Consider the following 26,484-nt stretch of genomic DNA (forward strand, 5'->3'; position numbering starts at 1 on the left):
AGCCGCAGGCTCAACCGGGACGCCTGTATGCTTCGCAAGCTCTATGACTGGGTCTTCTCCCTGGCCCGCCACCGTCACGCGACCCGGTCGCTGGCCGTGGTCTCCTTCGCGGAGAGCTCCTTCTTCCCCATTCCCCCCGACGTCATGCTGGCGCCCATGGTCCTGGCCAAGCCCGAGCGCGCCTATTTCTACGCCACGGTCTGCACCATCGCCTCGGTGCTGGGCGGTCTGCTGGGCTACGCTATCGGCTACTTCCTCGAGCCGGTGGGGATGTGGATGCTGTCGGTGCTGGGCAAGGCCGACACCTTCGAGGCCTCCAAGGCCCTGTTCCAGCAGCACGGCGCCTGGGTCATCCTGATCAAGGGGCTGACGCCGATCCCGTTCAAGCTGATCACCATCGCCTCGGGCATCTTCCAGTTCAATCTGGCCCTGTTCGTCGCCCTGTGCGTCGTCACGCGCGGCGCCCGCTTCTTCCTGGTGGCCTTCGTGCTCAAGCGCTGGGGCGAGCCCATGCTGGCCGTGATCGAGAAAAGGCTGGCGCTTTTCACCGTGCTTTTCGTGGTTCTGCTGGTCGGGGCCTTCTTTGCCGTCAAGCTGATCGGACACTGATCGACGCGGGCCTCGGCTGAGGCTAAGAAAGGCGCCATGACGCGCCCGTATCAACGCCTCACCCGCTGGTGGACCGCCTTTGCTCTGGCGGCCTCGCTGGCCATGCTGGGCGCGGCCCACGCCTTCGAGCGGTTCGCGGGCCTGGCGCCCTGCAACCTCTGCCTCAAGCAGCGCGAGGTCTATTGGGCCGCCGTGGCCATCGCCGGGGCCGCCACCTTCTGGGCCGTGTTCAGCCGCGCCAGCCGCGGCACGCCGCGCATCGCCTCCTTCCTGCTGGCCGCCGTCTTCTTCACCGGGGCGATCACGGCCGGCTTCCACGCGGGCGGCGAGCTGAAGTGGTGGGACCTGCCGGCCACCTGTTCGGCCATCCCCTCGACCACCATCGACCTCAGCGCCCTCAGCGCCCTGGCCGACGGCACCGCCGAGATGAAGCCCATCGTCGGTTGCGGCGACGTGCCGTGGAGCCTGTTCGGAATCTCGATGGCGGGCTGGAACTTCTTCGTGTCCCTGGCGCTGGCGATCTTCAGCCTGCTGGCGGCGAAACGTCCCAAGGACGCGCGCGCGCCGAAGGCGTAAGGAAGCGATCATGACCGAGGCATCCGACACCGTCGCCGCCGCCCGCCGCATCTCCCTGGCTCGCCCCGGCGTGGGCCAGACCCGCGCCCGCATGGCCGAAATGCTGCGCGTCGATCACGCGGGCGAGTTCGCCGCCGTCCACATCTACCGCGCCCAGCGCGCCGTGCTGGAAGGCCGCAAGGGCAAGACCGCCATCGCCGCTGATCTTGTGGAAATGGAGGGTCACGAGGCGGTCCATCTGGCCCGCTTCGAGGCCCTGCTGACCGAAAACCGGGTCCGCCCCACGGCCATGATCCCGCTGTGGAAGCTGGCCGCCACGGCGCTCGGCGCCGGCACCGCCCTGATCAGCGAGAAGGCCGCCCACGCCTGCACCGAGGCGGTCGAGAGCGTCATCGAAAAACACTATGCCGACCAGATCGAGGAGGTCCGCGAGCGCGACCCGGAACTGGCCGCCGAACTGACGAAGTTCCGCGAAGAGGAACTGGCCCACCACGACCACGCCATCGAGCACGGCAGCCGCGAAGCCCCGGCCTACCGCCTGCTCAGCAGCGTCATCAAGGTCGGCTGCAAGGCGGCCATCAAGATCAGCGAACGGATCTAGGAGTACGACGCCTCTCCCTCCCCTTCATGGGGAGGGTGGTCGCGCAGCGACCGGGTGGGGAGGGCGAGGTGATACGGAGCGTGGCGGCTGCTTTGCCGAAGCGCCCCCACCCGTCTGACGCTTCGCGTTAGCCACCCTCCCCATGAAGGGGAGGGAGAATTCTTCACCTCACATCAAACGCCAGCATCAGCGTCCGCTGCACGGCGTTGAAGTTGTCGTCGGACAGGATGTAGAGGCGCGTCCGGTCGCCGCGCCGCTCGGCTGCGATTCCCTCGAAATTGTCCGTCGTCCCCGGCAGCTTCAGCTCGATCAGCACCGGCCCCAGGGTCCCGTCCGCCGCCATCCGCCGCACCCGCGCCCGCACGTCGATGGGCGCGCGATAGGAGCGCTGCACCACGAACCAGCCTCCGGCCGGATCGCGGTCCAAGCCAGTGATACGATAGTCGCTGTCGGCCAGAGGCGTCTCGGGCGGCGCGGCTGCGACGACGCAGCGTGCGGGGATGCAGTCCCAGAGCCCGCCGGACTCGCCCGCGACCCGCCAGCCGTCGCCGGAGGCCGCCAGCCCCTCCATTCCGTCGTTTTCGGGGAAGGGGAAGTCGGGTCGTCTCACGGCCTGCGGGTTTCGCATCGCGGTCAGCGGGCCATAGTTCCAGATACGGTGGTCGCGCTCGAAGCTGACCAGCAGGTCGCCGCCGGTGGTGATCGCCAGCCCTTCGGCGTCGCCCTCCATCTTCTGGCTGATCGGCGTGCCGTCGGTCAGGGTCAGGCGGCGCACATGCAGGCCTTCCAGTCCGATCAGCCGCCCGCGCCCGTCCAGCGCCAGCTTGCCGCGCGCCAGATCGCCGACGTCGGAGACGCTGATGAAGCCGCCGTCGCCGGTCAGCTTCAGGTCGGACAGGCTGTGCAAGGGCGAGTCCATGCCCGCCAGCACGGTCACGCCCCCGGCGTAGCGCACGCCCTTGCCCAGCACCGCCGCGCCCGGCAGGCCCAGCCCGACCGTCCGCGTCGAGGCGTTGACCGCGCTCCAACCATAGGCCTGCGGCGTCGGCGACCACGGCTGCGAGGTGGCGACCGCGCCGGCGCAGGCCGCCAGCGTCAGCGCCGCCAGCGCCGCGGCATAGATCCGCCGGTTCACGCCGCGCGTTTCCCCGCAGATCGGGCCACGGTCTTGGGCTTGGCCTCGAACAGCTCGGCCAGCTTCTCGGTCATGACGCCCGCCAGTTGCTCGACGTCGACGATGGTCACGGCGCGGCGATACCAGCGGGTGACGTCGTGGCCGATGCCTATGGCGATCAGCTCGACCGGGCTCCTGGTCTCAATCTGCTCGATCACCTGACGCAGGTGCTTGTCCAGATAGAGGGCGGCGTTGGCCGATTGCGTCGAGTCGTCGACCGGCGAGCCGTCGGAAATGACCATCAGGATCTGGCGCGACTCGGTGCGTCCCAGCAGCCGCTCGTGCGCCCAGGTCAGGGCCTCGCCGTCTATGTTTTCCTTCAGCAGGCCCTCGCGCATCATCAGGCCCAGGTTCTTCTTGGCCCGGCGCCACGGCGCGTCGGCGGACTTGTAGATGATGTGGCGCAGGTCGTTCAGGCGGCCGGGGTTGGCCGGCTTGCCGGCGCTGATCCAGGCCTCGCGCGACTGGCCGCCCTTCCAGGCGCGGGTGGTGAAGCCCAGGATCTCGACCTTGACCCCGCACCGCTCCAGCGTCCGCGCCAGGATGTCGGCGCAGACCGCCGCCACCATGATCGGCCGCCCGCGCATCGAGCCCGAGTTGTCGATCAGCAGGGTCACGACCGTGTCCCGGAACGGGCTTTCGCTCTCCATCTTGAACGACAGGGGGCTGGTCGGATCGGTGATGACGCGGGTCAGGCGCGCGGTGTCCAGCACGCCTTCTTCCAGATCAAAGGCCCAGCTGCGGTTCTGCTGCGCCATCAGGCGGCGCTGCAGCTTGTTGGCCAGGCGCGACACCACGCTCGACAGGGTGGCCAGCTGGGCGTCCAGCAAGGACCGCAGCCGGTCCAGTTCCATGGGATCACAGAGCTCTTCTGCGCCGATGGTCTCGTCATAGGCGCTGGTGAAGACGCGATAGGCGTCCACGGCGCGCCCGTCGTCGAGGCTGTCCTGACGGTTGGGCAGGGCGCCTTCGTTCAGTTCGGGGCCGTCGTCGCTGGCCTCGCCGTCGGGCTCGGCGGGCGCGCCGTCGGGACGGGTCTGGCGCTCGTCCTCGGCGGACTGGTCGTCGGCGGTGCCTTCCAGCGACTGGCCGCCCTCGCCGCCGTCCTCTTCTTCCTGTTCCTGCTCGTCGGGCTGATCCTGCTGCGACTGATCGGGCTCGTCCTCGCCCTCCTCGTCGTTGGCGTCCTCGGCCTGACCGTCGCCGGGATCGAGGTCCAGCGCCCGCAACACGTCCTTCAGCCGGGCGGCAAAGGCGGTCTGGTCATCGGCCACGGCCGCCAGGGCGTCCAGTTCGGCGCCCGCCTTCAGCTCCATGTTGGAGCGCACCAGGTCGAGCATGGACTTGGCGCCGTCCGGCGCGGCCTCGCCCGTCAGCCGTTCGCGCACCAGAAGCGCAGCCGCCTCGGCCACCGGCACCCGTTCGGCCTCGGCCCTCAGGGCGCCCGACTTCTCCAGCCGGGTCAGAAGCGCGGCGTTCAGATTGTTGCGCACCCCCTTCAGCTCGCGCGCGCCGACGGCCTCGACCCGGGCCTGTTCGACGGCGTCAAAGACCTCGGCCGCCGTCTGGTCGATCGGGCGCAGCCGGGCGTTCAGCCCCTCGTCATGATTGGCCAGCCGCAGGGCCAGGCGGTCCGCCTGACCGCGCAGGGTCGCGCTCTCGGGCGCGCCCGGATCACGCGGCGGATGGGGCAGGGTCAGGACGCCGTTCGACAGCCTCGGCCCGTCCGAACCGAAGTGGACCTCCAGCTCGGCCTGCTCGGCCAGGGCGCGCGCGGCATTGGCCAGTGCGCGTTTGAAGGTCTCGGTCGGGGTCTCTGCGGCGGCCATGGCCCACACATAGACCACCCCGCGCGCGGGGGAAGGGGGCGGGCGCTACTTCGCCTTGCCGCCGGCGTCCTTCTTCGGCTTCACGCGGACAAGCATAGCGTTTGCAGTGCCCGTCTTTACATCAAAACGGCCGGTGGCGCGGATCAGGTCGGACAGCTTGGCGTGTCCGTAGGTGCGCTGGTCGAAGTCGGGATAGGCGTTCCTCAGCCGGCTGCCGATGCCGCCGATATTGACCCAGCCGTCGCCGTCCTCGTCCATGTCGGCGATGGCGGCGGCGATCAGGCGCACGGCGTCTGCGGGTTTCTTCTCCGCGACCGGCACGGGCGCCGGCTCTCCGCCATCCTCGTTCCCTCCGCCCCGTCCGGTCAGGTTCTCGGTATAGATGAAACGGGTGCAGGCCTGGCGGAAGCTCTCGGGCGTCTTGCGCTCGCCAAAGCCGTAGACCGGCACGCCCTGCTCGCGGATGCGCGCCGCCAGCCGGGTGAAATCGCTGTCCGACGACACCAGGCAGAAGCCGTCGAACCGCCCGGAGTGCAACAGGTCCATGGCGTCGATCACCAGGGCGATGTCGCCCGAGTTCTTGCCCTTGGTGTTGGCGAAGTTCTGCTGCCATTGGATTGCCCAGCGCGGCAGAACCTCGACCCAGCCTTTCAGCGAGGGGTTGGCTGAGTCGCCGTAGATGCGTCGGGCCGAGGCCTCGCCCAGGGTGGCGATTTCGGTGAACAGGGCCTCCGCGATCCGGGCCGAGGCGTTCTCGCCGTCTATCAGGACGGCCAGGCGCGGCGCGCGGGCGGCGGTGGGCAGGTCGGTCGGCATGGACGAGGCCTTCTGGATTTACACGCCGTCAGCCTCGACCCGCAGGCGGGCGCGGTCAACCGGCGTCGGGCGTGCTACAGCAGGCCATGACCAATGCATCCCTGCGCCGCCTGATCGACCTGCCCGGCGTCGATGATCTGGAACTGAAGGCGCTGATGAAGCCGCGCTACGCCGACCCCGACGCCCGCGACGAGTTTCCCGAGATCGACGCCCTGACCCAAGCCCTGTTCGGCCTGACTGGCGATGAGGCCGAAGCCGTCGAACTCCCTGCGGATTGGGACGATATCCATCGCCTGTCCGGCGCCGATCTGGCCGAGGCCTTCGAGGCCCTGGGCTGGGACGTGACCGACAAGCGCAGGAAGCCGCTGCGTCTCATGCCCCACTACGCCCTGCCTCTGGCGCTGGCCATTCGCGGCGTCGCCGGCGAACTGCCCTTCGTGCCCGAGCCCGATCACCCCACGACCGACTGGGGCGCGGGTCTGGCCGCCGACGCGGCGCGCTTCCGCAAGCACTAGCCCAACGAAAAAGGCCGGCGGGTCGCCCCGCCGGCCTTTCCGTTCGTGTCGACTGACCGGCCTTACTGGGCCGTCGTCGGGGCCGGAGCAGAGCGGACCTCGACCGGCAGACCCAGGGCGTCCAGCTGCGGCTTGACCACCGAGGCGTCGCCGACCACCACCCAGACGAACTTGGCCGGGTCGATGGCTGCGCGGGCGGCGGCGTCCATCTGCTGGGCCGTCAGGGCGTTGATGCGGCCGGCCAGGGCTTCCTGATAGCCGTCGGCACGGCCGTACAGGGCGTTGGAGCGCAGGGCGCCCAGGACCTGGAACGAGGTCTCATAGCTGCCCGACAGGCCGCGCGTGTCGCCCAGCACGGTGCGGTCGCGTTCGGCCTGGGTCACGCCGTCGGCGCCGAGGAAGCGCTCGTACTGACCGATCAGGGCGGCGATGGATTCGCCCGTGCGGTTGGCTTGGACCGGGGCGTTGACGATATAGGGCGAGCGGTTCTGCAGAGTGCTGACGTTGCCGCGCACCCCGTAGGACCAGCCCTTGGTCTCGCGCAGGTCGGCGTTGATCCGCGACAGGAAGTCGGCCCCCAGCACGGTGTTGGCCGTGGTCAGGGTCAGGATGTCGTCGGTGCCCGACACCGGCAGCACCTGACCGCCGTAGATCAGCGACTGCGGCGATTGCGGACGGTCGATCAGGACGATCCGCGCCGAGGTCTGGGGCAGGGCGGCGTTGAAGGCCTTGGTCCCCTTGGCCGTCGTCGGCGCGCGCCAGTCGCCGAAGGCGGCTTCCAGCTGCGGCTTCAGTTCGGCCAGCGGCAGGTCCGACACGACGAACAGCTTGGCGTTGTCCGGACGGATCCAGGCGGCGTGCTCGGCGACCAGATCGGCGCGCGTCAGGCCGCGAACGACGGCTTCGTCGCCCGAGCCGCTGAACGAACGGCCATAGGGGTGGCCCTCGCCATAGATCAGCGGCGGCAGGGCGCGGCCGGCGATGGCGGCCGGTTGGGTCTTCTCATTGGCCAGGCCGGCCAGACGCTGGGCGCGCAGGCGCTCGACCTCGGCCGGAGCGAAGGCGGGGTTGCGCACCACGTCCGACAGCAGGGTCAGCGACGGTTGCAGGTTGGTGGTCACGGTCGACAGGCTGGCCGTGGTGCGGTCCATCGACGAGCCGACCGAGACGCTGGCGCCCAGACGTTCCTGGGCCTCGGCCAGGGCCTTGGAGTCGCGCGTCGTGGTGCCTTCCTGCATGACGTTCAGCATCAGGGTGTGGGCGCCCAGGCGGTCGGCGCGGTCGGCGGCGACGCCGGCGTCGAACTCCAGGGCCACGCGGGTCACCGGCACGGTGGTCGAGCGGGCGTAGACCACCTCGATCCCGTTCGACAGGGCGGCGCGTTCGACGGCGGGGAAGTCGACGTTGGAGACTTGACCGATGGCCGGGGTCGCCTCACGGGCCACGCGCTGGATCGGTGCCGCCGGGGTCGGGGTCGCGCCCGACGGGGCGGCGGCGGCGTCGACATAGGCTTCACGCTCGCCCGGCTTGACGATCTGGCTGTAGACGGGACGGCTCAGCCACTTCTTGAGCGCGGCCTGAACCTGGGCCGGGGTCACCGCCGCATAGGCCGCCAGCTCCTTCTTGTAGAAGTCGGGATCGCCCGAATAGAGCTGGCCCTCGGCCAGGACCGAGGCCTTGCCGTTGGCCATTTCCAGACCCTGGATGCGACGCGAGGCGTACTGCGTCACCACGCGGTCGATCTCGTCCTGGGTCGGGCCGTTGGCGATCAGGTCGGCCAGGACCTCGTCCATGCGCTTGGCCACGGCGTCGGCGTCGGCGCCCGGCTTCACCATGGCCGAGTAGCTGAACATGCTGACGCGCTGGAAGGTCTGGTTGCCGGCCGAAACGCTGGAGGCGATCTGCTCGTCGCGCACCAGGACATTGTCCAGACGCGAGCTGGCCAGGCCGCCCAGCACCGAGGCGCCGACGCTCAGTGGCACCGAGTCCGGGTCGTTCAGGCCCGGCGTCGTCCAGGTGCGGCTGATGCGGGTCTGGGCCACGCGGTCATGCAGCACCTGCTCGACCGGGGCCGCCAGGGTCGGCACGTCGGCCGGAACCGGGGTGTGCACAGGGCCGCGCGCGATGGCGCCGAAGTAGCGCTGGCTCAGTTCGCGGGCCTTGGCCTCGTCGATGTCGCCCGACAGGACCAGGATGGCGTTGTTGGGGCCGTAGTTCTGACGGAACCAGTCGCGCACCGTCTCCATGCTGGCGGCGTCCAGGTCGGCCATCGAGCCGATGGTCGAGTGGCGATAGGGGTGACCCTCGGGGAAGAGGGCTTCCAAGGTGGCGTAATAGGTCAGGCCGTAGGGCTGGTTGTCGCCCTGGCGCTTCTCGTTCTGGACGACGCCGCGCTGCAGATCCAGCACCTCTTGGCTGACCTGCCCCAGCAGATAGCCCATGCGGTCGGATTCCAGATACAGGGTGTAGTCCAGCGCCGGGGTCGGCACGGTCTGGAAGTAGTTGGTGCGGTCGAACCAGGTCGTGCCGTTCAGGCCCGTGGCGCCGGCCGCGTTCATCGTCGAGATGTGGCTGGACGGCGAGTTCTCCGACCCGCCGAACATCAGGTGCTCGAACAGGTGGGCGAAGCCGGTCGAACCCTTGGGCTCGTCCTTGGAGCCGACATTGTACCAGACCGACACCGCCACCACCGGCGCCTTGCGGTCTTCATGGACCAGAACGGTCAGGCCGTTCTCCAGCTGGAAGCGCTTCCACGGAATGTCGACGCGGGCGACCAGTTCGGACACCGGCGCCCCGCGCAGCGGCGTGGCCGACGGCGCGCTCACGGCCGTCGCGGCGGCGGGCGCATGGGCCAGAACGGGCGAAGCGACGGCCACAAGGGCGGCCAGCGCGACGGAAGAGGCGGCAAGACGCATGGATTTCAGTCCCCAACAGATAATGCTGGGGGCGGACCTTAACTGTGCATCACCGAACGGCAACGCGACACATGCGTCTATGAACGATTGTTCATGTTCAGGTGGTCGCCTTCAGCGCCTCCAGCGCCGCCTGCGCCTCGCGCATCTCGCGCCGGGCCTCGGCGGCCTCGCGCTGGGCCTCCGTCACCACGTCCCGGTAGACGTCCCTCTCTAGCTTCAGCTGATCCCAGTAGAGGGCCTTCAGCTCATACTGGGGGTCGTCGTGTTTCGACTCCGGCGTCAGGGCGAAGCGCGCGCTCATCATCTCGCCGTTGAACCGCGCCGCCAGCAGCACCTCCAGCGGCGTGGTCTCGAAGCTGTGGGTCTTCTCCTGCCGGTCCATCAGCCGCACATAGACCTCGGCCAGCCGCGCCAGCCCCTGGGCCTCGGGCAGCCGCCGCATCAGCATGGCCCGGCCCGAGGCGATCATCGCCGTCGAGGCCAGCACCGCCGCCTTGCCCTCGTGCGCGTCCTCGGCCGTCAGCGGCCCGAACAGGGCCTGGGCCAGCGCCGCCTCGGCCGCGGCTTCCTGCTCCACCCTGGCCTTTTCGGCCTCGCCTTGCGCCGCCTCGCGCGCCTTGGCTGTCTCGATGGCGATCTGATCGCCCCAGTCGCGCTTGGTCGCGCCGTGCACCGTGATCCGCTTGCGCAAGGCATGGCCCGACACCCGCCACCGCTCGCTCAGCTCCGGCACGGTCGCCCCGTTGCGATACTCGTCGAGAATGATCTCCCACGTCGCCCCCGACAGCCGATAATGGGCCGGCCTGTCTCCGGCGCCGGGCGTCGGCGCCTTCTTGGGTCGGCGGAAGGGAAACTCGCCGCGAGGCGGCTCCGGGGCGTCTGTCATGCGCCAGAGGATAGACCCGCGCCCGACCTCGGCTGGCAAAAGACCCGGAACGGCCCGCCAGAGCAGGCGCGGCCTTGATTCAAGGTGCTGATAATACCCCAGGCGACCCACCCGCCCCGCCTGGTCAACCCCTCACGGCAAAGCTAACCTCTGGTAGGCGGAGGGGCCATGATCGACCCATCAAAAGTAGGAACCGACTGGCAGGCTGACGAACTCGACGCCATCGTCGCCACTTATTTCGCCATTCTGACCGCTGAGTTGGCGGGTCGCGCCTTCGTCAAGGCGCACCACGCCCGCGACCTGATGGCGCGCACGGGGCGTTCGCACCGCTCGGTCGAGTTCAAGCACATGAATCTGTCGTCGGTGCTGGCCGATCTCGGCCTGCCGACGATCCGCGGCTACAAGCGAAAGGACAATATCCAGGGCGCGATCTTCCCCGCCGTCGAACGCTACCTCGACGCCCACCCCGACGCCTGGAGCCTGGGCCTCGCCGCCGAAGCCCATCCCGGCATGTCAGAGACCGCCGCCCCCTTTTCCTCCCCATGGAATGGGGAGGGGGACCACGCAGTGGTGGAGGGGCCGACCTCACGCTCGCCATTGGGACCGCTCCCCTCAGGAAGCATCCTCCCCATCACCGCCCCGCCGCCGCTCGGCCCCGGTCGCAAGCCCCGCCCCGAGGGTCTCGCTCGCATCGTCCGCAAATACGACCCCGCGGCCCGCGACCACCGCAACCGCGCCCTCGGCCAGTGGGGCGAGCATCACGTCTTCCACCACGAACGCGCCTTCCTGATCGCCCACGACCGCCCCGATCTGGCGCGCAAGGTCGAATGGACGTCCCAGGAACACGGCGACGGCGCCGGCTATGACATCCGCAGCTTCGACCCGGCAGGCAAGGAGCGTCTAATCGAGGTCAAGGCCACCCGCGGCGGCCCCGCCACCGACTTCTTCCTGACCCGCACCGAGCGCGAGGTCTCAGCCGAACGCCCCGACGCCTGGCGCCTCTACCGCCTCCACGACCTCGCCGCCGCCCCCGCCCTGTTCCAGCTCAAGCCCCCGCTTGAGACGACGGTGACGCTAACGGCGGAGACATGGCGGGCGGGGTTTTGAGGGCAGGCTGGGCCGCGCGCACGTATTGCGCGAAGCGGAACATCTGATCTGCCTAACAATCGGCATGTCTAGTCGGTCAGGGGGAAGAACAGTTCGTCTATACGGCAGGCCGCGCGACGGACAGAACTGAGGGCGGGCGTCCGTCCTTCAGCATCTATGGCAGCAAGGCAACGACCGAGTAAGCCAAGAAGGTCCGCTAGCAGCAGGGGGACTTTCTCCCTCAGACCGCATATTGCTTGGGCGATGCTGCCCGCTGACTTTGCATCTGTCGGTTCAATGATCTGGCCCGCCATCAGCTTTTCCACGATGGTTTTCGGCGAACCCGCATAGTTCTTCTTTGCGCCGTCAGCCTTGTCGATCCGGGTAAGAAGAACTTTCTTTTGAGCCGTATCGCCGGGCAAACCCGCAACCAGTTCCCGTACGGCCCGTCGGGACAGTCCGGCTTTTTGTGCGAAATATCCAATGGGAAGCCAGGCGGCTCGACCTCCAACAGCGGCATAACGAATGTACTCGGTTGGCTGCGAAATAGTCTGGCCAGAGAGGAAGTTACGCAAGAAGACGTCGTCCGTTAGCACTCCCCGGCTTCGAATGTCATTCTGATCGACGGGCACCACTTCGCCGATCAGTTTCAAGGTCGGTGCGCCCGCCACCTCATCGAAGTTGCCCTCTCGGATGAAGCTGATGTTCTTGAGCAGTTCCGAGTCGATGGCGATGCGTCCCTGCCCATTAGCTAGCACGCCTTCCTCAAGATCGGCGACCAGAGCCCGCTGCGGCCCCAGTGCGAGAAGTCGCTCGACCATAGGCATCACATCAAGTCTGGCTTGGCGGTCACGTTGATCCAGCATCGCCCGTAGATCGCTGTATTTTATGCGAGCGGACTGACCTGGATAGCGATAGAAGATGTCGCCTTCCTTGATTTTGTCGCCCTCAGTCTTCTGGGCGATGATTGGACGACTGGGGTGTTGTTCGACATGAATGACGCCGATTCTGATGCCGCCGATCTCGACGGAAGCCATTTCGATGCGGGGGGTTGGGTCCAGGATCGATTTCAACTTTCCTGTGACTACGGCCGGGTCGACATTGCTGAACTCGTCCGTTCCCATGCCGACCACGGCATGGCTCAAGTCTTCTCCAGCGTCGCCCATGTGACCGCCGTCGGCAACGCCAAAAAAGACATAGCCTCCCCGAAGCCGAGCTTGCACTCGCGAGTATCGGATTCGCCGTCGATCAGGCGGTGAATGCCGTTCGTGTCTCTTTTGAAAAATGCGGCGATGATGCTGGGGTCTAGCGGGGACTTGGGCCCTAATGGTGTCGCCACGCCCGACAGGTCGGGTGACTTGAAGACTGCCAAGAACCCGTCGAGATCGGCCCCGCTCGCCGTCGGGATCGAACGGGAGTTGCCATAGACGCCCTTCCTTATCCCGGTGATGCGACCCGAGTTCACGGGGCGATCCTGGCGATTGAAGTAGAACTGAATGTCCTTGTTCGCCATGCCACGCGCCAGCATGGCCTTAATCAAGGCGATCTCCTGATCCGTGATTGATCGTTTAGCCAAAGGGGTTCTCGGTTGCGTTGCCTCGCGGCTAAGGCAAACCCCCCATATTTCGCCGTTCAGTCAATGGCAACGCTGTAGCTGTGAAGCTTCGCGCTCGCACGAGCGCAGTCTACCGATGCACAGTGCCGCCTTGAGACACGACCCGACGTCTAATCCTCAATCCTCATCCATCTTCAGCGCGGCGATGAAGGCTTCCTGCGGGATTTCGACCTTGCCGAACTGGCGCATGCGCTTCTTGCCGGCCTTCTGCTTCTCCAGCAGCTTCTTCTTGCGGGTGGCGTCGCCGCCGTAGCACTTCGAGGTCACGTCCTTGCGCAGGGCGCGGACGGTTTCGCGGGCGATGATCTTGCCTCCGATGGCCGCCTGGATCGGGATGACGAACATGTGGGGCGGGATCAACTCCTTCATCTTCTCGACCATGCCGCGTCCACGGGTCTCGGCGCGGGCGCGGTGGACCAGCATCGACAGGGCGTCGACCGGCTCGGCGTTGACCAGGATGCTCATCTTGACCAGGTCGCCGACCTTGTAGTCGGTGATCTCGTAGTCGAACGAGGCGTAGCCCTTCGAGATCGACTTCAGGCGGTCGTAGAAGTCGAAGACCACCTCGTTCAGCGGGAGCTCATAGACGACGAGCGCGCGGCTGCCGACATAGGACAGCTCGACCTGGGTGCCGCGGCGGTCCTGACACAGCTTGATGACGCCGCCCAGGTATTCGTCGGGGGTCAGGATGGTGGCCTTGATCCACGGCTCGCTGATGGTCTCGATCTGCATCACGTCGGGCAGGTCGGCCGGGTTGTGCAGGTCGATCTCGCGGCCGTCGCGCAGGCCGATCTTGTAGACGACCGAGGGGGCCGTGGCGATCAGGTCCAGGTTGAACTCGCGGCTCAGGCGCTCCTGAATGATCTCCAGGTGCAGCAGGCCCAGGAAGCCGCAGCGGAAGCCGAAGCCCAGGGCGGCGCTGGATTCCATCTCATAGGTGAAGCTGGCGTCGTTCAGGCGCAGCTTGCCGATGGCGGCGCGCAGGTCCTCGAAGTCGGCGGCGTCGACCGGGAAGAGGCCGCAGAAGACCACCGACTGGACGTCCTTGAAGCCCTTCAGCGGTTCAGAGGTCGGCTTCTTCTCGTCGGTGATGGTGTCGCCGACGGCGGCGTGGGCCACTTCCTTGATCTGGGCGGTGATGAAGCCGACCTCGCCCGGGCCAAGCGCCTCGACCGGGGTGTTCTTGGGCAGGAAGACCCCGACGCGGTCGACCAGGTGGGTCGAGCCGGACTGCATCATCTTGACCCGCATCCCGGCCTTCAGCACGCCGTCGAAGACGCGCACCAGCAGGACCACGCCCAGGTAGGGGTCGTACCAGGCGTCGACCAGCATGGCCTTCAAGGGGGCGTCGATGTCGCCCTGGGGCGCCGGCAGGCGGGTGACGATGGCCTCCAGCACGTCCTCGATGCCGATGCCCGACTTGGCCGAGCACATGACGGCGTCCGAGGCGTCGATGCCGATGACGTCCTCGATCTGGGCCCGCACCCGGTCCGGCTCGGCGGCGGGCAGGTCGATCTTGTTCAGGACCGGCACGATCTCGTGGTTGTTGTCGATCGCCTGATAGACGTTGGCCAGGGTCTGGGCCTCGACGCCCTGTGAGGCGTCCACCACCAGGATCGAGCCTTCGCACGCGGCCAGCGAGCGCGAGACTTCGTAGGCGAAGTCGACGTGCCCCGGCGTGTCCATCAGGTTCAGAACATACTCCAGCCCGTCCTGGGCCTTGTAGTTCAGGCGCACGGTCTGCGCCTTGATGGTGATTCCGCGTTCCTTCTCGATGTCCATGTTGTCGAGGACCTGTTCCGACATTTCCCGTGCGGACAGGCCGCCGGTGTGCTGGATCAACCGGTCCGACAGCGTGGATTTGCCGTGGTCGATGTGGGCGACCACCGAGAAGTTGCGGATGCGTTCGATAGGGGGCGTCGTCATGGTCCGCGCGCTTAGCATCCGGCGCGCTCAAACGCCATGCGTCGGGTGTGCGCGGCGATTTTCTGGTCGAGCGCGGCGAGGGGCAGAGTTTATTCCGGGTGGTCGCCTGATCAAATGATCCGACCTGATACGCCCGGCCGCCCGGCGCCATAACAAATGAGGTTCGGCGTCGCGGAGACGCCTGAAGAATGTACGTTTTTGGACCGATTCCCCTGCTGCGCGAACGGGGAACGAGGGTCTCTCGGAGCGATTGGGTTGTCCGGAGGTGGAGGAACCTCCGTATCCATTTTGATCTGGAGGCTAACGATATGCGTGCCAAATTGATGAGTTCGGCAGCTATTCTCTTGGGGGTGCTGACCTTTGCAACTGTGGCTTCGGCCCAGGCTCATCCGGACCCGAACGGGACGGACGATTCTTATAATAGCCAGTCACAGAACGACATCGATGACTCGTTCAACACCAAGAACGATGCTTCGACCAACACCAAGGTCGACGATTCCTTCAATAGCGACTCTTCGACCAACACCAAGGTTGATGATTCGTATAACAGCGACGCTTCGACCAATACCAAGGTCGATGACTCGTATAACAGCGACTCTTCGACCAATACGAAGTATGATGACTCGTTCAACGATAACTCGAAGACCGACAACTCGGTGAACACTAAGACAGACTATGACGATTCGTTCAACACCAAGACTGACTACGACGACTCGTTTAACGATAACTCGAAAACTGATGTTGACGATTCTTACAACACCAAGGTTGATGACTCGTACAATACTGACAACTCGACCAATACCAAGGTCGATGATTCCTACAATACGGATAATTCGGTCGATAACTCGGTAGACGACTCGTTCAACACCAAGGTGGACGACTCCTACAACACCAAGGTGGACGACTCTTTCAATACCGATAACTCGACCACGAACTGGAATATCCGGGTGTCCCTGACCAACCAGGACCTCGACGCCACCGTGAGCGGCCAGAGCTTCGCGGCGGGCGGCAGCGATCACCATATCGGTACGCTGACCACCGGCAACATCGGCCAGGACGGCGGCGCCTTCGCCGGCTTCGCCGGCATCCAGACGGTGAGCAATAACACCGGCATGGGTTCGATCGGCCAGGCGGCGACGGCCGTCAGCGCCAACGCCAACGTGACCTTCGGCAACGGCGGCGCACTCTAAGCCTGCAGTCGGCGGTCGGGTTTCCCGGCCGCCGATCTCTTCCGGGAGGAAGCCATGCTCATCGTTCTAAGCGCCGCGCTGCTGTTCGCCGGCTCGGATCCCGCTCCCCCGCCTCCGATCTCGGCGCCGGCCGCGGCTACGCAAGCCCCTGCGGCGTCGACGTCGCCCGCCATTCAGCCTCTGGATCTGGCGGAATTGCACGATCTCAACGGCCGTCAGGGCGTCGTTGTCGTCATCGCCAGCGACCAGCTGCTCAAGGCGACCAACAGTGGCAACAGCGTCAACGCCAATAGCGTCGGTTCCGGCGGTATCACCTTCGCGGGCGGCGCCTTCGCGGGCTACAATGGCATCGGCAATTTCGTGATGAACACGGGCCACAACAACAATCTGCAAGGCGCCATCACGATCAACATCGTTACAACGGGGCCCACGCCGTGAAACGCACGGGGGGTCCTGGTTTCCGGTCCGGCGCGGCCTTGTCGCTCGCGGTCCTGTGTGCAGCATGGTCGGGCGCGGCTCCGGTTGGCGCGGAGGTGATCATCAGCAACGGGTCGGCTCAGTCCCGGCTCAACGTCGTCAGCTATCGCGACATTCCGTTCAGAACCGTGGTGCGTCAGCGCTATGACTTCAGCTGCGGGTCTGCGGCCCTGGCCACGCTGCTACGCTATCACTACAACCGCGATGTCGGCGAGGAGCAGGTGTTTCGCGCCATGTACGCCGCCGGTGATCCGAGCGTGATCCAGCGCGTCGGCTTCTCCTTGCTCGACATGAAGAAGTTTCTCGAAGCCAACGGCTATCAGGCGGACGGCTTCCGACTGAGCCTGAAAGACCTCGAAGACATGAACCGACCCGCGATCGTGATGATCGACACGGCCGGCTACAAGCATTTCGTGGTGTTTAAGGGCGACGATGCGGGACGCGTCCTGGTCGGCGACCCCGCCCTGGGGCTGAAGATCTACACGCGCGAGCAGTTCACGGCGATGTGGAACGGCGTCGCCTTCGTGCTTCGCGAGCCCGCGGACAAGTTTAACCAGGCGGCGGAATGGACGCCCTGGAACCGGGCGAGGCCCGGGCAGGCCCTGCCGAACAGCTCCCTGGCGGAACTGACGCGGGAACTGCCCCCGCTCTATCAGGTCACCACGCGTTTCCCTCTAGATCCGTTCCTGAGGTGATGGTCATGCGACGCCCATATTCTCTCTCTCTGTTGATGGCCCTGACGGCCCTCGCGCCGGTCGTCCCGACGACGACCTCGATGGCCAGAGCGCCGACCTGGGTCCAGCCCGTGGTTCGGGAAGACGGGTTGCGGTCCTATGTCCCTGGACCGGAGCACGCGCCCCAGGCCGAAGCCATGGGCCCCCAGGCGTTGTCCGATGATGAACTGTCGGGGCTGCGTGGCGGCTTCGTCACCACCAATGGCTTCACTTTCGGCTTCGGCGTCGTCATTCGCTCATACATCAACAACGAGTTGGCGCTGAAGACGCAGCTGACCTGGACGCCTGCGGGGCCTGTGACCACGCAGGTGCAGGGCAATGTGCCCGGCGTGACGGATCTGGCCAGCGCCGTGACCGCCTTGGTGAGCAACGGCATTGATCTGACGGCGATCACCGGCGGCGTACCTGGCGCGGGTGGCGCGGGTGGTGCGGGCAGCGCGGGCGGTACAGCTAGCGCAGGGGCTGGCGGCGCTGGCGGCGCAGGAACCCCAGGCGGCGCGAGCGGCTCAACCGGTGCGGGCAGCGCAGGCGGCGCAGGCGGTGCGGACAGTGTGGGCGGAGCAGGCAGCGCGGCCGGCACAGGCAGCGCAGCCGGCACAGGCAGCGCGGCCAACACGGGCAACACAGCCAACACAGCCAACACAGCCAACACCGTCGTCGCCGGAGGAATCGTCGGCGGCGTCGCGTTGGTCGACGGCAATGGCGCGACGGCCCTGATCCACAGTGTGACGGCGGGCCAGTTGCAGAGCCTGATCATCAACAACGCCAACAATCGCAATCTGCGTCAGGACATGGAGCTGAATCTATTCCTGCCCGATCTGGCGACGATTCAGGCCAACAGCGTCGCGCAGCAGCGTGTTTCCCAGTTGACCTACGACCTCAACACATCCCTGGTGGGATCCTTGGGCCGCTGACGACCCCCGCTCTCGCGAGCGGAGGTCTGGGCGCGGCTAGAAGGCGATCGGCAGCCGCAGGACGAACCGCATATCCGGCGCGTCTTCCGTCACCCCGAACTCGAAATTGCCATTCAGGCTGAAACGGTCAGTCAGCAGATAGGACATACCGAACTGCAGGGCGCCGACCTGCAGGGAGTCGGACTTCTCGACGATGTCGTTTAACTCGCTCGAGGTCGGGCGAATGTAGCTGTGCTTGTAGCCCAGGGAGAACGAGAACTTCGGATTGAGCGAGAAGCCGAAGCCGATGGACATGCCGATGGCATCGCCCGGATCGACCTCTCCAATGCGGACGCCGCCTTCAGTCTTGTTGATGTCGCGCGGCAGGTGGGCGAAATAGCTGACGCTGCCGAAGATGACCGCCGGATCGCTGGGATAGAGGAAGCTGAGGCTGGGCTCCACGCCCCAGAAGCCCGAGCCGGTGGCCAGGCGAGTGGCGACCCCGAACTCGTCGCGCGGAATGTCGAACGGCCCTTCGCCGGTGTCGCTCTTGGCGCGCAGACCGGCGATGAAGATCGGACGACCGCGTTCGCCGCCATTGATCTGATAGCGGACGGAGGCCTCCACGTCGCCGATGCCGTCGCCGCTCAGGTCTATGGTGCGGGTCACGGCCTCATCGCGCTGCTGGACGGTGGTGATGGTGTCGTTGCGGCGGATGTAGCTGGCGCGCAGGTCCACTTCCATGCGCGAGGTTAGGCCGTACTTGGCGGCGATGTTGACCGCGCTGGTGTCGCGGTCGGCCTCGTTGGCCTCGATCACGCCGATCTGGACGCCGGGCACGATCTCGATGCCGCGGAAGACCAGGCGGTTGGCGCTGGAGCGCGTGTATTCCGTCGACAGGTCCAGCGACAGCTTGCCGGCGCGGCTGAGCACCGCGATGCCTTCCGGAATGGCCGCCAGTTGCTCACGTCGGGCCTCCATTTGCGCGGGGGCGACCGGCGGAGCGCCGGACGGCGCCGGGGTGGGCTGGATTTGGCCGTTGGGGTTCACCTGGCTGGCGACCTGGGTCGGCGGCGCGGCGCCGGTCTGGCCGGGCGCCTGGCCGGCGCGCAGGGCCGCCATGTCGCGGTCGGCGAAGATGGCGCGCCCCGAAGCATCGGTCTGGACGCGCCAGCGGCTATCGACCTCGGATGCGGGGTCCCCGGCGGTCGAGACCGTCCCGGCGGCGCGCTCGGCCAGGAGCGCTTCCTGGGCCTCGATCCGTTTCTGTTGATCGAGCACCAGAGCTTCCAGCCGGGCCACCCGCGCGGCCAGATCGGCGTCCTGGGCAAAGGCGGCGGCTGGGCTGATCAGGGCGACTGTCGCGACCGACGCCAGCAAAAGGCTGGATCGGATTCCCTTTCGACGAGAGCCGCGCAGGTCGCGCTGCCGAGGCGAAGGACGATGCAGGATCATGACGCTCTCTTTCTCTTGCTACAGGGGATCAATGAAGGACGGGGTAGTCGGCGCCGTAGTCGCAGGCGGTCCGCAGGTAGGCTTCGTCCAGAATGGTCAGCCAGCCGTTCTGCATGGAGATCAGGCGGCTGCGCTTCATCTGGCCAAGCGTTCGGCTGACGTGCACCAGGCTGAGTCCGAGGGCGTCGGCCAGGGTCTCCTGCGTCAGCGGCAGGTGCATCCGATCAGCGCTGCACAGCCCCGCGCGCTGCAGGCGGTCGCGCAGTTCCAGCAACAGATGTCCGATGCGGGCCAGGGCGGACTGCCGGCCCAGCCGCACGACATGGTTCAGCAGGCAAACGTCCTCATAGCGACGGGCGGCCACCAGCGCGCGGCGCAGCCGATCATGACGCGGGTCCTGAAGACTGAGGATTTCGCGCAGCATGACCGCATCGACGCATTCGACGCGCGTCAGGGCCACGGTGGTGGTCTCGTCCAGCGGGCGAGGCTCCGCGCCCAGGCCCAGGCCGTCCCCCGGCAGCAGGAAGCCGAAGATCTGTCGCTGGCCGTCCGCCAGGGTGCGCTGGCGGCAGGCCCAGCCGCTGAGGATCAGGCGCGGGGTCACCGCCCGGCCCTCGGCGCTGAAGGCTTCACCTGCCGCTATGACTTCCTGGAAGACGCACAGGCGACGCACCAGGGCGCGTTCCTCTTCGGACAGGCGGGCGACCGTGTTGAGTATGCGCAGGGCCGCCGTGTCCGTGGGCACGGACGCGGTGCGTCGCACGCTGAGCGTTCGCGACGTCATGTTCGGCATGCCTTCCTGCGCGGCGACGGCCCTCCAGCCGTGCTGCGCCCCTCCTTCGCCAAATGCATATCCGGCGCTCCTCCGTCCGGCCAAACGGCCGCCGAACGCCGGTGTTCCTTTAAGTACGTAGAAACACGTATTTCCGCGCCAGGGCGTGACGGCGAGGCTTCGGTCGGGAGGCTGCGAGCCTAGAGCAGAGCTTTCCCCGCCACATAGACAGCGACCAGGATGATCAGCCCGGCGAACAGGCGGCGGCCAAGGGCGGCGTTGGCCCCGAGGTGTCGGGCCAGGGGCAGGCCGAGCAGGGTTCCGATCACGCCGCCGGCGGTCATGGCGCCCACCAGGGGCCAGGACACCAGGCCCGACAGGCTGTAGTTGACCGCCGTCGTGGCGCCGAAGGCGGCGACGCTGACCAGCGAGGAGGCCTGCGCCAAAGCCAGGGTCATGCCCGTCGCGCCCATCAGGCCCGGCACGATCAGAAAGCCGCCGCCGATGCCGAAGAAGCCGGCGGCGGCGCCGACGCCGGCCCCCGACAAGGCGACGCGGGGCGCCAGGCGGGGCGACAGGCGCACCGCCGCCGAGCCTTCGCTGCGGGCCGGGCGCAGCATGGCCAGACCCACCGCCGCCATGGCGAGGGCGAAGAAGAGCAACAGACGCTCCCCGTCTATCGCCTTGGCGATCGACGAACCGAACCAGGCGCCGGTCGCGCCGAACAGGGCGAAGGTGAGGGCGCAGGGCCAGCGCACGCGGCCGGCGCGCGCCTGACCGGCCAGGGCGGTCAGCGCGTTCAGCGATACCCCGGCCGCCGAGACGCCGATGGCGACATGCGGATCACGTACGCCGACGACATAGAGCAGCAGGGGCACGGCCAGCACCGATCCCCCGCCGCCGAAGACGGTCAGGAACAGGGCGACCACCCCGCCGCTGAGGGCGGCGAGCGCGAGCTGGACGGTTTCCACGGTCAGCTCCGCTTCAGGGCCCGGTTCCAGGGCGCGAGCAGAAGCAGACGCGCCATGCCGCAGAACCCGGTGGCCCCGGCCACGAACAGACCCGCGCCGACGAAGGCGCTCAGACCCCAGAAGGCAGGATGGATCGTCACGCCCAGAAGCCCGCCGAGCAGAATCAGCCCGCCCGCCGCCATCTGCACCTGACGCATCAGCTCCAGCGGGGCCTTGGCGTCGATCCGGGTCGGCAGCCCGGCCTTCTTCCAGGCGTCCAGACCGCCGTCCAGGACATAGGCCGGGCCTGCCACGCGTTCGGCCAGGCGCTGGCAGTTGACGCCGGTGCGGTTGCCGGAGCGGCACATGAAGACCACGTCCTGCCCCGCCTTGAGGGTCAGGTCGGCGGCCTCGAAGGCTGACAGCGGCGCCGGCAGGGCCCCGGCGATGTGGTCGCGGGCGTATTCATCCGGCTCACGGATGTCGATCAGACGCGCCGCGCCGGATTTCAGTCGGGCGGCCACGTCTGCAGGGGACAGGGGGATCAGGGTCATGGCGGGGTCCTCAGGCTTGCGGGGGGCAGTAGATGTCGGCGAGCACGGCGATCACCTTCAGGGCGGCCGGGTCGTGGATACGGTAGAAGACGGCGGTGCCGTCCCGACGCGTGGCCACCAGTCCGTCTTCGCGAAGGCGGGCCAGATGTTGCGAAAGGGCGGACTGGGACAGACCGGCCAGCAGTTGAAGCTGCGACACCTGCAGTTCGCCGCTGCCGAGTTGGCACAGGATCATCAGTCTGTGCTCGTTCGACAGCGACCGGAGCAGTCGCGTCGCCTCGCCGGCGCTTTGCTGGAACTGCTCCAGTCCTATGGATTTGTGTGTGATCATGGCGGGCAATATATGTGTCATTGCTAAATTAGCAATTGCTAATATATAGGGCGCTGCAAGGAGATCGTTTCATGACCCAGGCCGCACCTTCCGTTCCTCACGTCGTCGGCGTTTTCGATCCGGCGACCCACACGATCAGCTATGTGGCGGCCGATCCCGTCACCGGGGCGGCGGCGATCATCGATCCGGTGCTGGACTTCGATCCGGCGGCGGCGCGCACCTCGACTGTATCGGTGGACCGCCTGCTGGCCATCGTGGCCGAGCGCGGCTGGCGTCTGGAACGGGTGCTGGAGACCCACGCCCACGCCGACCACCTGACGGGCGCTGACGTTATTCGCGTCCGCACCGGAGTCCCCATCGGCATCGGCGAGCGGATCAAGCAGGTTCAGAAGACCTTCGGCGACCTGTTCGAGGCCCGCGACGTGACCCCGGACGCCGGGGTCTTCGACGAGACCTACGCCGACGGCGACCGCTTCCGTCTGGGGGAGCTGGAGGTCGAGGTCATGCACACGCCGGGGCATACGCCAGCCTGCGTCAGCTATCGGATCGGCGACGCCCTGTTCGTCGGCGACACCCTGTTCATGCCCGATTACGGCACGGCGCGCTGCGACTTTCCCGGCGGCGACGCGCGGACCCTGTATCGCTCAATCCAGCGACTGCTCGCTCTGCCAGATGAGACCCGCATCTTCGTCGGCCATGATTATCTGCCGAAAGGACGCGAGGTCTTCGCCTGGGAGACGACGGTGGGCGCCCAGAAGGCCCGCAACGTCCATATCGGCGGGGGGCGGTCCGAAGACGACTTCGTCACCATGCGCGAGGCGCGCGACGCGACGCTCAGCCCGCCGCAGCTGATCCTGACGGCGCTGCAGGTCAACATCCGCGCCGGCGCCCTGCCGCCGGCCGAGCCGTCGGGCCGCCGTTTCCTGAAGACGCCGCTGAACGCGCTCTGAGGGCCTGGCTCGCGCCGGCCTTGGCCTCAGTCCTGCGGGATCACCGCGCGGATGACGCGGGCCGAGGAGGGGCGGCCGGCTATGCCACGCTTGGGATCGACCACGACACGCAGGTCGCCGTTGGAATAGCTGACCGAGGCGCGTGTGCCCTCGATCACGGTGATGCTGCGCAGGCGATCCAGGAAGGGGCGGGCGCTGGGCGAGCGGGCGATACGGACCACGGCGTCGGTGGTGACGATCAGGGCCTCGATGCACAGAGCTTCGGATTCTTGGCCGTCCAGATTGATGCGGACCAGCCGGCCCAGAGCCTCGCTGACCAGGCTGCTGCGCCGGGTCATAAGGTTGAACATCTGCACCGGGCCTAGGCTGGTCGGCTCCAGGCTGACGGCGGGGCCGGTCACGGAAACCGGCGATCCGCCCGGATTGCGCGTCGTATAGACGGTGATGCCGCCGGACGGCGTGACGCGCAGGACCTGCTCGCCGGCGTCGTTGCGATAGATGGTGTCGCCGCGCGGAGCCGAGGTCGGACGCAGGGCCCAGGTCTCGGTCGAGCGCTCGAAGCGCAGCAGCGTCAGGTTGCCGGCCCGGTCCAGCATGAAGGTCTGGCCAGCTTCGGAGGAATAGCGGCCGGGCGGGGGCAGGGTGCGGGTCACCGACTGGTCGCGAATGACCCGGCTCTGCTCGGTCTGGACGTTGGAACGCAGTTGCGCCGCCGCCGGGGTCGCCGACAGGCAGGCGCCGAGCGCCATCAGGGCGGCAAGCTCGAGGCGCACGCCTCCGACCGTCCTGGCGCGGGGCGCCGGGACGGCGAAGCATGGCGGATTCTCCGCCGCAACCTCGACCGTAGTCATCATGGTTGAAGTCGTGGAACGCCCGAACGGCGGATTTTAGGCAAAGCCGGTTCAGCCAACCAGGTACTGGCCGCCGTTCAGCGAGAGGGTGCAGCCTGTGACATATCCGGCACGTTCGCCCGACAGCCAGGACACCATGTCTGCGATCTCCTCGCCCTTGCCCAGGCGGCCGACGGGAATCTGGGCGATGATGCCGTCCAGCACCTTCTGGTCCATCGCCCCGACCATTTCCGTGTCGATGTAGCCGGGCGCGATGCAGTTGACGGTCACGCCCTTGCGCGCGTTTTCCAGGGCCAGGGCCTTGGTGAAACCGATCATTCCTGCCTTGGCGGCGGAATAGTTGGTCTGGCCGATCTGCCCCTTCTGACCGTTGATCGAGGAGATGTTGACGATCCGGCCGAAGCCCCGGTCGCGCATCCCGTTGATCACCTGGCGCGTCATGTTGAAGACGCTGTCCATGTTGACGCGGATCACGTCCGACCACTGATCGGCGCTCATCTTGTGGAAGAAGCCGTCACGGGTGATGCCGGCGTTGTTCACCAGGACGTCGATGGGGCCCAGTTCGGCCTCGACCGCCTTCACCGCCCGCTCGCAGTCCTCGAACGAGCCGACGTTGCCCTTGACTACCATGACGCCCAGTTCGCGGGCGGTGGCCTCTGCGGCCTCGTCATTGCCGGAATAGCCGGCGGCGACGGCCAGGCCGTCTTCTCTCAACCGCTGAACGATCGCCTTGCCGATCCCTCGGGTTCCCCCGGTCACCAGAGCCACACGCGCCATGATCCCTCCCCTGTAGTGACGACGCCGCATCGACGTCGCCCTACCCTCGGCAACCCGCCCTGGATTGGCAAGGGGGAAGCGGCGGCGCGAGGGCGTCGTTACGCGGCTTGATCAATCTGCGCCATGTCGATGACGAAGCGATAACGGACGTCGGACTTCTCCATACGCGCATAGGCCTCGTTGATCTGATGCGGGGCGATGGTCTCGATGTCGCAGACGATGCCGTGGGCGGCGCAGAAGTCGAGCATCTCCTGGGTCTCGCGGATGCCGCCGATCAGGCTGCCCGCGACGCTGCGACGACGCCACAGCAGGGGCATGGCGAAGACCGGCAGGCCCTCGGTCGTCAGTCCCAGCATGACCATGGTTCCGTCGCGCGCCAGCAGGTTCAGGTGGCTGGCGATCTCGTGGGTGGCGGACACGGTGTTGATGATCAGGTCGAACTTCTCGGCCGCCGCCTTCATCGCGGCCTTGTCGGAGTTGATCAGGAAGTGTCTGGCGCCCATGCGCTCGGCGTCGGCCTTCTTGCGGTCCGAGGTCGACAGGACGCTGACCTCCGCCCCCATGGCCACGGCCAGCTTGACCGCCATATGGCCCAGGCCGCCCAGACCGACGACCGCCACCTTCGATCCCGGCCCCACCTTCCAGTGACGCAGCGGGCTGTAGGTGGTGATCCCCGCGCACAGCAGGGGGGCGGCGGCGTCCAGCGGCAGGCTGTCGGGAATGGACAGGACATAGTTCTGATCGACCGTGATCCGGTCGGAATAGCCGCCCTGGGTGATCGTCTGGCCGACCGCCTCGCCCTTGGGATCGGGCGAGCCGTAGGTCTGGGTCATGCCGGGAACGCAGTACTGCTCCTCGCCCGCCTGGCACGAAGGGCAGGTGCGGCAGCTGTCGACCATGCAGCCGACCCCGACCCGGTCGCCTTCCTTGAAGCGCGTGACATTGGCGCCGACCGCCGTCACGACGCCCGCGATCTCGTGGCCCGGCACGATGGGATAGCGGGTGCCGCCCAGGTCGTTGTGCACGACGTGCAGGTCGGAATGGCAGACGCCGCAATACTTGATCTCGATCGCCACGTCGTCCGAGCCGGGATCGCGGCGGTCGAAGCTATAGGGCGTCAGGGGCTGGTCGGCGGCGGTGGCGGCGAAGGCGCGCGTGGCGATCGGCATGGGGGCGTCCTCAAGCTTGGCGGGAAGGCGCGCCGCAGATGGGACGCGCCCCGCGTCGCCGCAAGACGACCCGGCCGCTATTTTAGTTTCGCGATCAGCGCCTGGGCCGCCGCCGGGTTCCGCACCTTGGCCCCCGAAATGAAATAGGCGAAGACGTCGCCGCGCTCGGCCCACTGGCGTGTCTGGGCCGCCACGGCGTCCAGTTCGGCCGACGTCATGCCCGTCGGCTCGTCCTCGCGGCTGGACATCAGCCGGGCGTAGCTGAAGTCGGCGGTGGCCTGGTCGATCTGCGGCCAGGTCGGTTCCTCGTCGTCGACGGCGTAGACGATGGCCGCGCCGTATTTGGCCGCCAGATCATAGAATTCCTGACAGGCGAAGGTCGGATTGCGCACCTCCAGGGCGTGACGCAGCCGCACCCCGTCCTTTTCCCTGGGCAGCAGCTTCAGGAAGCCCTCGAAGTCCTCGGCGTCGAACTTCTTGGTCCCCATGAACTGCCAGTTGATCGGGCCCAGCTTGTCGCCCAGCACAGTCAGCCCCTGCGACAGAAAGCGCTCGAAGCTCTCGCCGCCTTCGGACAGCACCTTGCGATTGGTGCAATAGCGGCTGGCCTTGACGGCGAAGACGAAGCCGTCGGGCGTCTCGTCGCGCCACTTCATCCAGCTGTCGGGCTTGAAGGTGGAATAATAGGTGCCGTTGATCTCCAGCGAGCTCAGGTGAGTCGATGCGTAGTTAAGTTCCTGTTTCTGAGGCAGTTTTTTAGGATAGAACGCGCCGCGCCACGGCTCGTAGGTCCAGCCGCCAATGCCGACGAAGATGTTGCCGCTCATTGTCTT

At 67.0% G+C, this 26,484-nt stretch carries 27 protein-coding genes; 10 read left to right on the top strand and 17 right to left on the bottom strand.

The genetic code is table 11. The features are described from left to right. Positions 1-27 precede the first annotated feature (27 nt). From B3K53_RS15720 to B3K53_RS15730, 3 genes are read left to right on the top strand one after another with little or no spacing between them, the layout of a single operon-like run. Positions 28-609, top strand: coding sequence for a YqaA family protein (locus B3K53_RS15720; protein WP_292085542.1), 582 nt, complete (start codon positions 28-30; stop codon positions 607-609). Positions 610-645: 36 nt separating this feature from the next. Then, complete coding sequence (locus tag B3K53_RS15725; protein WP_292085543.1) at positions 646-1,185, top strand: disulfide bond formation protein B; 540 nt, start codon at positions 646-648, stop codon at positions 1,183-1,185. 10 nt (positions 1,186-1,195) lie between these two features. Next, on the top strand, positions 1,196-1,786 hold the full coding sequence (locus B3K53_RS15730; protein ID WP_292085544.1) for a demethoxyubiquinone hydroxylase family protein: 591 nt from the start codon (positions 1,196-1,198) through the stop codon (positions 1,784-1,786). 163 nt (positions 1,787-1,949) lie between these two features. On the opposite strand, the gene B3K53_RS15735 is transcribed toward B3K53_RS15730, so the two are convergent. Genes B3K53_RS15735 through B3K53_RS15745 form a run of 3 tightly spaced genes read right to left on the bottom strand, consistent with a single transcriptional unit; the run spans position 1,950 to position 5,605 of the window. Beyond that, a complete protein-coding gene (locus B3K53_RS15735; RefSeq protein WP_292085546.1) occupies positions 1,950-2,921 on the bottom strand; it encodes an esterase-like activity of phytase family protein in 972 nt (323 codons plus the stop codon). Next, complete coding sequence (gene cobT, locus B3K53_RS15740; RefSeq protein WP_292085547.1) at positions 2,918-4,789, bottom strand: cobaltochelatase subunit CobT; 1,872 nt, start codon at positions 4,787-4,789, stop codon at positions 2,918-2,920. Before cobT ends, B3K53_RS15735 begins: the two co-directional genes overlap by 4 nt. 45 nt (positions 4,790-4,834) lie before the next feature. After that, on the bottom strand, positions 4,835-5,605 hold the full coding sequence (locus B3K53_RS15745) for an NYN domain-containing protein (RefSeq protein ID WP_292085548.1): 771 nt from the start codon (positions 5,603-5,605) through the stop codon (positions 4,835-4,837). Between the two features lie 86 nt (positions 5,606-5,691). On the opposite strand from B3K53_RS15745, the gene B3K53_RS15750 reads away from it, so the two are divergent. Continuing rightward, on the top strand, positions 5,692-6,120 hold the full coding sequence (locus B3K53_RS15750; RefSeq protein WP_292085549.1) for a hypothetical protein: 429 nt from the start codon (positions 5,692-5,694) through the stop codon (positions 6,118-6,120). A 62-nt stretch (positions 6,121-6,182) separates the two neighbouring features. Here B3K53_RS15750 and B3K53_RS15755 read toward each other — a convergent pair whose 3' ends face one another. Both B3K53_RS15755 and B3K53_RS15760 read right to left on the bottom strand, forming a co-directional pair. After that, complete coding sequence (locus B3K53_RS15755) at positions 6,183-9,035, bottom strand: M16 family metallopeptidase (RefSeq protein ID WP_292085550.1); 2,853 nt, start codon at positions 9,033-9,035, stop codon at positions 6,183-6,185. Between the two features lie 97 nt (positions 9,036-9,132). Next, the gene (locus B3K53_RS15760) at positions 9,133-9,921 is read right to left on the bottom strand and encodes a hypothetical protein (protein ID WP_292085552.1); all 789 of its coding nucleotides are present in this window, start codon (positions 9,919-9,921) and stop codon (positions 9,133-9,135) included. Between the two features lie 168 nt (positions 9,922-10,089). Between B3K53_RS15760 and B3K53_RS15765 the strand changes: the two genes are divergently transcribed. After that, positions 10,090-11,028 (top strand): DUF3883 domain-containing protein, encoded by a 939-nt coding sequence (locus B3K53_RS15765; protein ID WP_292085553.1) that lies wholly within the window; start codon positions 10,090-10,092, stop codon positions 11,026-11,028. Between the two features lie 68 nt (positions 11,029-11,096). On the opposite strand, the gene B3K53_RS15770 is transcribed toward B3K53_RS15765, so the two are convergent. The 3 genes from B3K53_RS15770 to lepA form a co-directional block, all read right to left on the bottom strand. Continuing rightward, positions 11,097-12,173, bottom strand: a complete 1,077-nt coding sequence (locus B3K53_RS15770; protein WP_292085554.1) for a hypothetical protein — start codon at positions 12,171-12,173, stop codon at positions 11,097-11,099. Continuing rightward, the gene (locus B3K53_RS15775; protein WP_292085557.1) at positions 12,149-12,547 is read right to left on the bottom strand and encodes a hypothetical protein; all 399 of its coding nucleotides are present in this window, start codon (positions 12,545-12,547) and stop codon (positions 12,149-12,151) included. Before B3K53_RS15775 ends, B3K53_RS15770 begins: the two co-directional genes overlap by 25 nt. Before the next feature lie 192 nt (positions 12,548-12,739). Next, positions 12,740-14,548 (bottom strand): translation elongation factor 4, encoded by a 1,809-nt coding sequence (gene lepA / locus B3K53_RS15780; protein WP_292085558.1) that lies wholly within the window; start codon positions 14,546-14,548, stop codon positions 12,740-12,742. A gap of 308 nt (positions 14,549-14,856) precedes the next feature. Here lepA and B3K53_RS15785 point away from each other — a divergent pair, with 308 nt between their 5' ends. The 4 genes from B3K53_RS15785 (at position 14,857) to B3K53_RS15800 (ending at position 17,863) form a co-directional block, all read left to right on the top strand. Then, positions 14,857-15,738, top strand: coding sequence for a hypothetical protein (locus B3K53_RS15785; RefSeq protein WP_292085559.1), 882 nt, complete (start codon positions 14,857-14,859; stop codon positions 15,736-15,738). Positions 15,739-15,792: 54 nt separating this feature from the next. Next, positions 15,793-16,176, top strand: a complete 384-nt coding sequence (locus B3K53_RS15790) for a hypothetical protein (protein ID WP_292085560.1) — start codon at positions 15,793-15,795, stop codon at positions 16,174-16,176. Positions 16,177-16,271: 95 nt separating this feature from the next. Continuing rightward, positions 16,272-16,910: a C39 family peptidase gene (locus B3K53_RS15795; protein WP_292085561.1), complete on the top strand. Its 639-nt coding sequence runs from the start codon at positions 16,272-16,274 to the stop codon at positions 16,908-16,910. A 176-nt stretch (positions 16,911-17,086) separates the two neighbouring features. Next, positions 17,087-17,863, top strand: a complete 777-nt coding sequence (locus B3K53_RS15800; protein WP_292085563.1) for a hypothetical protein — start codon at positions 17,087-17,089, stop codon at positions 17,861-17,863. A gap of 36 nt (positions 17,864-17,899) precedes the next feature. Here the strand turns inward: B3K53_RS15800 and B3K53_RS15805 are convergent, their stop codons facing one another. The 5 genes from B3K53_RS15805 to B3K53_RS15825 form a co-directional block, all read right to left on the bottom strand. Beyond that, the gene (locus B3K53_RS15805) at positions 17,900-19,297 is read right to left on the bottom strand and encodes a transporter (protein WP_292085565.1); all 1,398 of its coding nucleotides are present in this window, start codon (positions 19,295-19,297) and stop codon (positions 17,900-17,902) included. Positions 19,298-19,325: 28 nt separating this feature from the next. Continuing rightward, the gene (locus B3K53_RS15810) at positions 19,326-20,081 is read right to left on the bottom strand and encodes a Crp/Fnr family transcriptional regulator (RefSeq protein ID WP_292085566.1); all 756 of its coding nucleotides are present in this window, start codon (positions 20,079-20,081) and stop codon (positions 19,326-19,328) included. 188 nt (positions 20,082-20,269) lie between these two features. Further along, positions 20,270-21,040, bottom strand: a complete 771-nt coding sequence (locus B3K53_RS15815) for a sulfite exporter TauE/SafE family protein (RefSeq protein WP_292085568.1) — start codon at positions 21,038-21,040, stop codon at positions 20,270-20,272. 2 nt (positions 21,041-21,042) lie between these two features. Beyond that, positions 21,043-21,573, bottom strand: a complete 531-nt coding sequence (locus tag B3K53_RS15820) for a rhodanese family protein (RefSeq protein WP_292085570.1) — start codon at positions 21,571-21,573, stop codon at positions 21,043-21,045. A gap of 10 nt (positions 21,574-21,583) precedes the next feature. Further along, on the bottom strand, positions 21,584-21,904 hold the full coding sequence (locus B3K53_RS15825; RefSeq protein WP_292085571.1) for an ArsR/SmtB family transcription factor: 321 nt from the start codon (positions 21,902-21,904) through the stop codon (positions 21,584-21,586). Positions 21,905-21,975: 71 nt separating this feature from the next. Here B3K53_RS15825 and B3K53_RS15830 point away from each other — a divergent pair, with 71 nt between their 5' ends. Next, on the top strand, positions 21,976-22,854 hold the full coding sequence (locus B3K53_RS15830) for an MBL fold metallo-hydrolase (protein WP_292085573.1): 879 nt from the start codon (positions 21,976-21,978) through the stop codon (positions 22,852-22,854). A gap of 26 nt (positions 22,855-22,880) precedes the next feature. Here the strand turns inward: B3K53_RS15830 and B3K53_RS15835 are convergent, their stop codons facing one another. From B3K53_RS15835 to B3K53_RS15850, 4 genes are all read right to left on the bottom strand, one after another. Then, positions 22,881-23,627, bottom strand: coding sequence for a DUF4908 domain-containing protein (locus B3K53_RS15835; RefSeq protein ID WP_292085574.1), 747 nt, complete (start codon positions 23,625-23,627; stop codon positions 22,881-22,883). A 129-nt stretch (positions 23,628-23,756) separates the two neighbouring features. Then, a complete protein-coding gene (gene phbB / locus B3K53_RS15840) occupies positions 23,757-24,482 on the bottom strand; it encodes an acetoacetyl-CoA reductase (RefSeq protein WP_292085575.1) in 726 nt (241 codons plus the stop codon). A gap of 98 nt (positions 24,483-24,580) precedes the next feature. Next, complete coding sequence (locus B3K53_RS15845; protein WP_292085576.1) at positions 24,581-25,651, bottom strand: NAD(P)-dependent alcohol dehydrogenase; 1,071 nt, start codon at positions 25,649-25,651, stop codon at positions 24,581-24,583. Positions 25,652-25,728: 77 nt separating this feature from the next. Continuing rightward, positions 25,729-26,478 (bottom strand): DUF72 domain-containing protein, encoded by a 750-nt coding sequence (locus B3K53_RS15850; protein ID WP_292085577.1) that lies wholly within the window; start codon positions 26,476-26,478, stop codon positions 25,729-25,731. Positions 26,479-26,484: the final 6 nt, after the last annotated feature.

The sequence above is a fragment of the Brevundimonas sp. UBA7506 genome (assembly GCF_002479495.1).
In the GTDB taxonomy this organism is placed as follows: Bacteria; Pseudomonadota; Alphaproteobacteria; order Caulobacterales; family Caulobacteraceae; genus Brevundimonas.

Coding starts and splice junctions, on each gene's coding strand:
- B3K53_RS15720 (WP_292085542.1), top strand. CDS start 28: ATGCTTCGCAAGCTCTATGACTGGGTCTTCTCCCTGGCCCGCCACCGT.
- B3K53_RS15725 (WP_292085543.1), top strand. CDS start 646: ATGACGCGCCCGTATCAACGCCTCACCCGCTGGTGGACCGCCTTTGCT.
- B3K53_RS15730 (WP_292085544.1), top strand. CDS start 1,196: ATGACCGAGGCATCCGACACCGTCGCCGCCGCCCGCCGCATCTCCCTG.
- cobT (WP_292085547.1), bottom strand. CDS start 4,789: ATGGCCGCCGCAGAGACCCCGACCGAGACCTTCAAACGCGCACTGGCC.
- B3K53_RS15745 (WP_292085548.1), bottom strand. CDS start 5,605: ATGCCGACCGACCTGCCCACCGCCGCCCGCGCGCCGCGCCTGGCCGTC.
- B3K53_RS15750 (WP_292085549.1), top strand. CDS start 5,692: ATGACCAATGCATCCCTGCGCCGCCTGATCGACCTGCCCGGCGTCGAT.
- B3K53_RS15755 (WP_292085550.1), bottom strand. CDS start 9,035: ATGCGTCTTGCCGCCTCTTCCGTCGCGCTGGCCGCCCTTGTGGCCGTC.
- B3K53_RS15760 (WP_292085552.1), bottom strand. CDS start 9,921: ATGACAGACGCCCCGGAGCCGCCTCGCGGCGAGTTTCCCTTCCGCCGA.
- B3K53_RS15765 (WP_292085553.1), top strand. CDS start 10,090: ATGATCGACCCATCAAAAGTAGGAACCGACTGGCAGGCTGACGAACTC.
- B3K53_RS15770 (WP_292085554.1), bottom strand. CDS start 12,173: ATGGGCGACGCTGGAGAAGACTTGAGCCATGCCGTGGTCGGCATGGGA.
- lepA (WP_292085558.1), bottom strand. CDS start 14,548: ATGACGACGCCCCCTATCGAACGCATCCGCAACTTCTCGGTGGTCGCC.
- B3K53_RS15785 (WP_292085559.1), top strand. CDS start 14,857: ATGCGTGCCAAATTGATGAGTTCGGCAGCTATTCTCTTGGGGGTGCTG.
- B3K53_RS15790 (WP_292085560.1), top strand. CDS start 15,793: ATGCTCATCGTTCTAAGCGCCGCGCTGCTGTTCGCCGGCTCGGATCCC.
- B3K53_RS15800 (WP_292085563.1), top strand. CDS start 17,087: ATGGGCCCCCAGGCGTTGTCCGATGATGAACTGTCGGGGCTGCGTGGC.
- B3K53_RS15805 (WP_292085565.1), bottom strand. CDS start 19,297: ATGATCCTGCATCGTCCTTCGCCTCGGCAGCGCGACCTGCGCGGCTCT.
- B3K53_RS15810 (WP_292085566.1), bottom strand. CDS start 20,081: ATGACGTCGCGAACGCTCAGCGTGCGACGCACCGCGTCCGTGCCCACG.
- B3K53_RS15820 (WP_292085570.1), bottom strand. CDS start 21,573: ATGACCCTGATCCCCCTGTCCCCTGCAGACGTGGCCGCCCGACTGAAA.
- B3K53_RS15825 (WP_292085571.1), bottom strand. CDS start 21,904: ATGATCACACACAAATCCATAGGACTGGAGCAGTTCCAGCAAAGCGCC.
- B3K53_RS15830 (WP_292085573.1), top strand. CDS start 21,976: ATGACCCAGGCCGCACCTTCCGTTCCTCACGTCGTCGGCGTTTTCGAT.
- phbB (WP_292085575.1), bottom strand. CDS start 24,482: ATGGCGCGTGTGGCTCTGGTGACCGGGGGAACCCGAGGGATCGGCAAG.
- B3K53_RS15845 (WP_292085576.1), bottom strand. CDS start 25,651: ATGCCGATCGCCACGCGCGCCTTCGCCGCCACCGCCGCCGACCAGCCC.
- B3K53_RS15850 (WP_292085577.1), bottom strand. CDS start 26,478: ATGAGCGGCAACATCTTCGTCGGCATTGGCGGCTGGACCTACGAGCCG.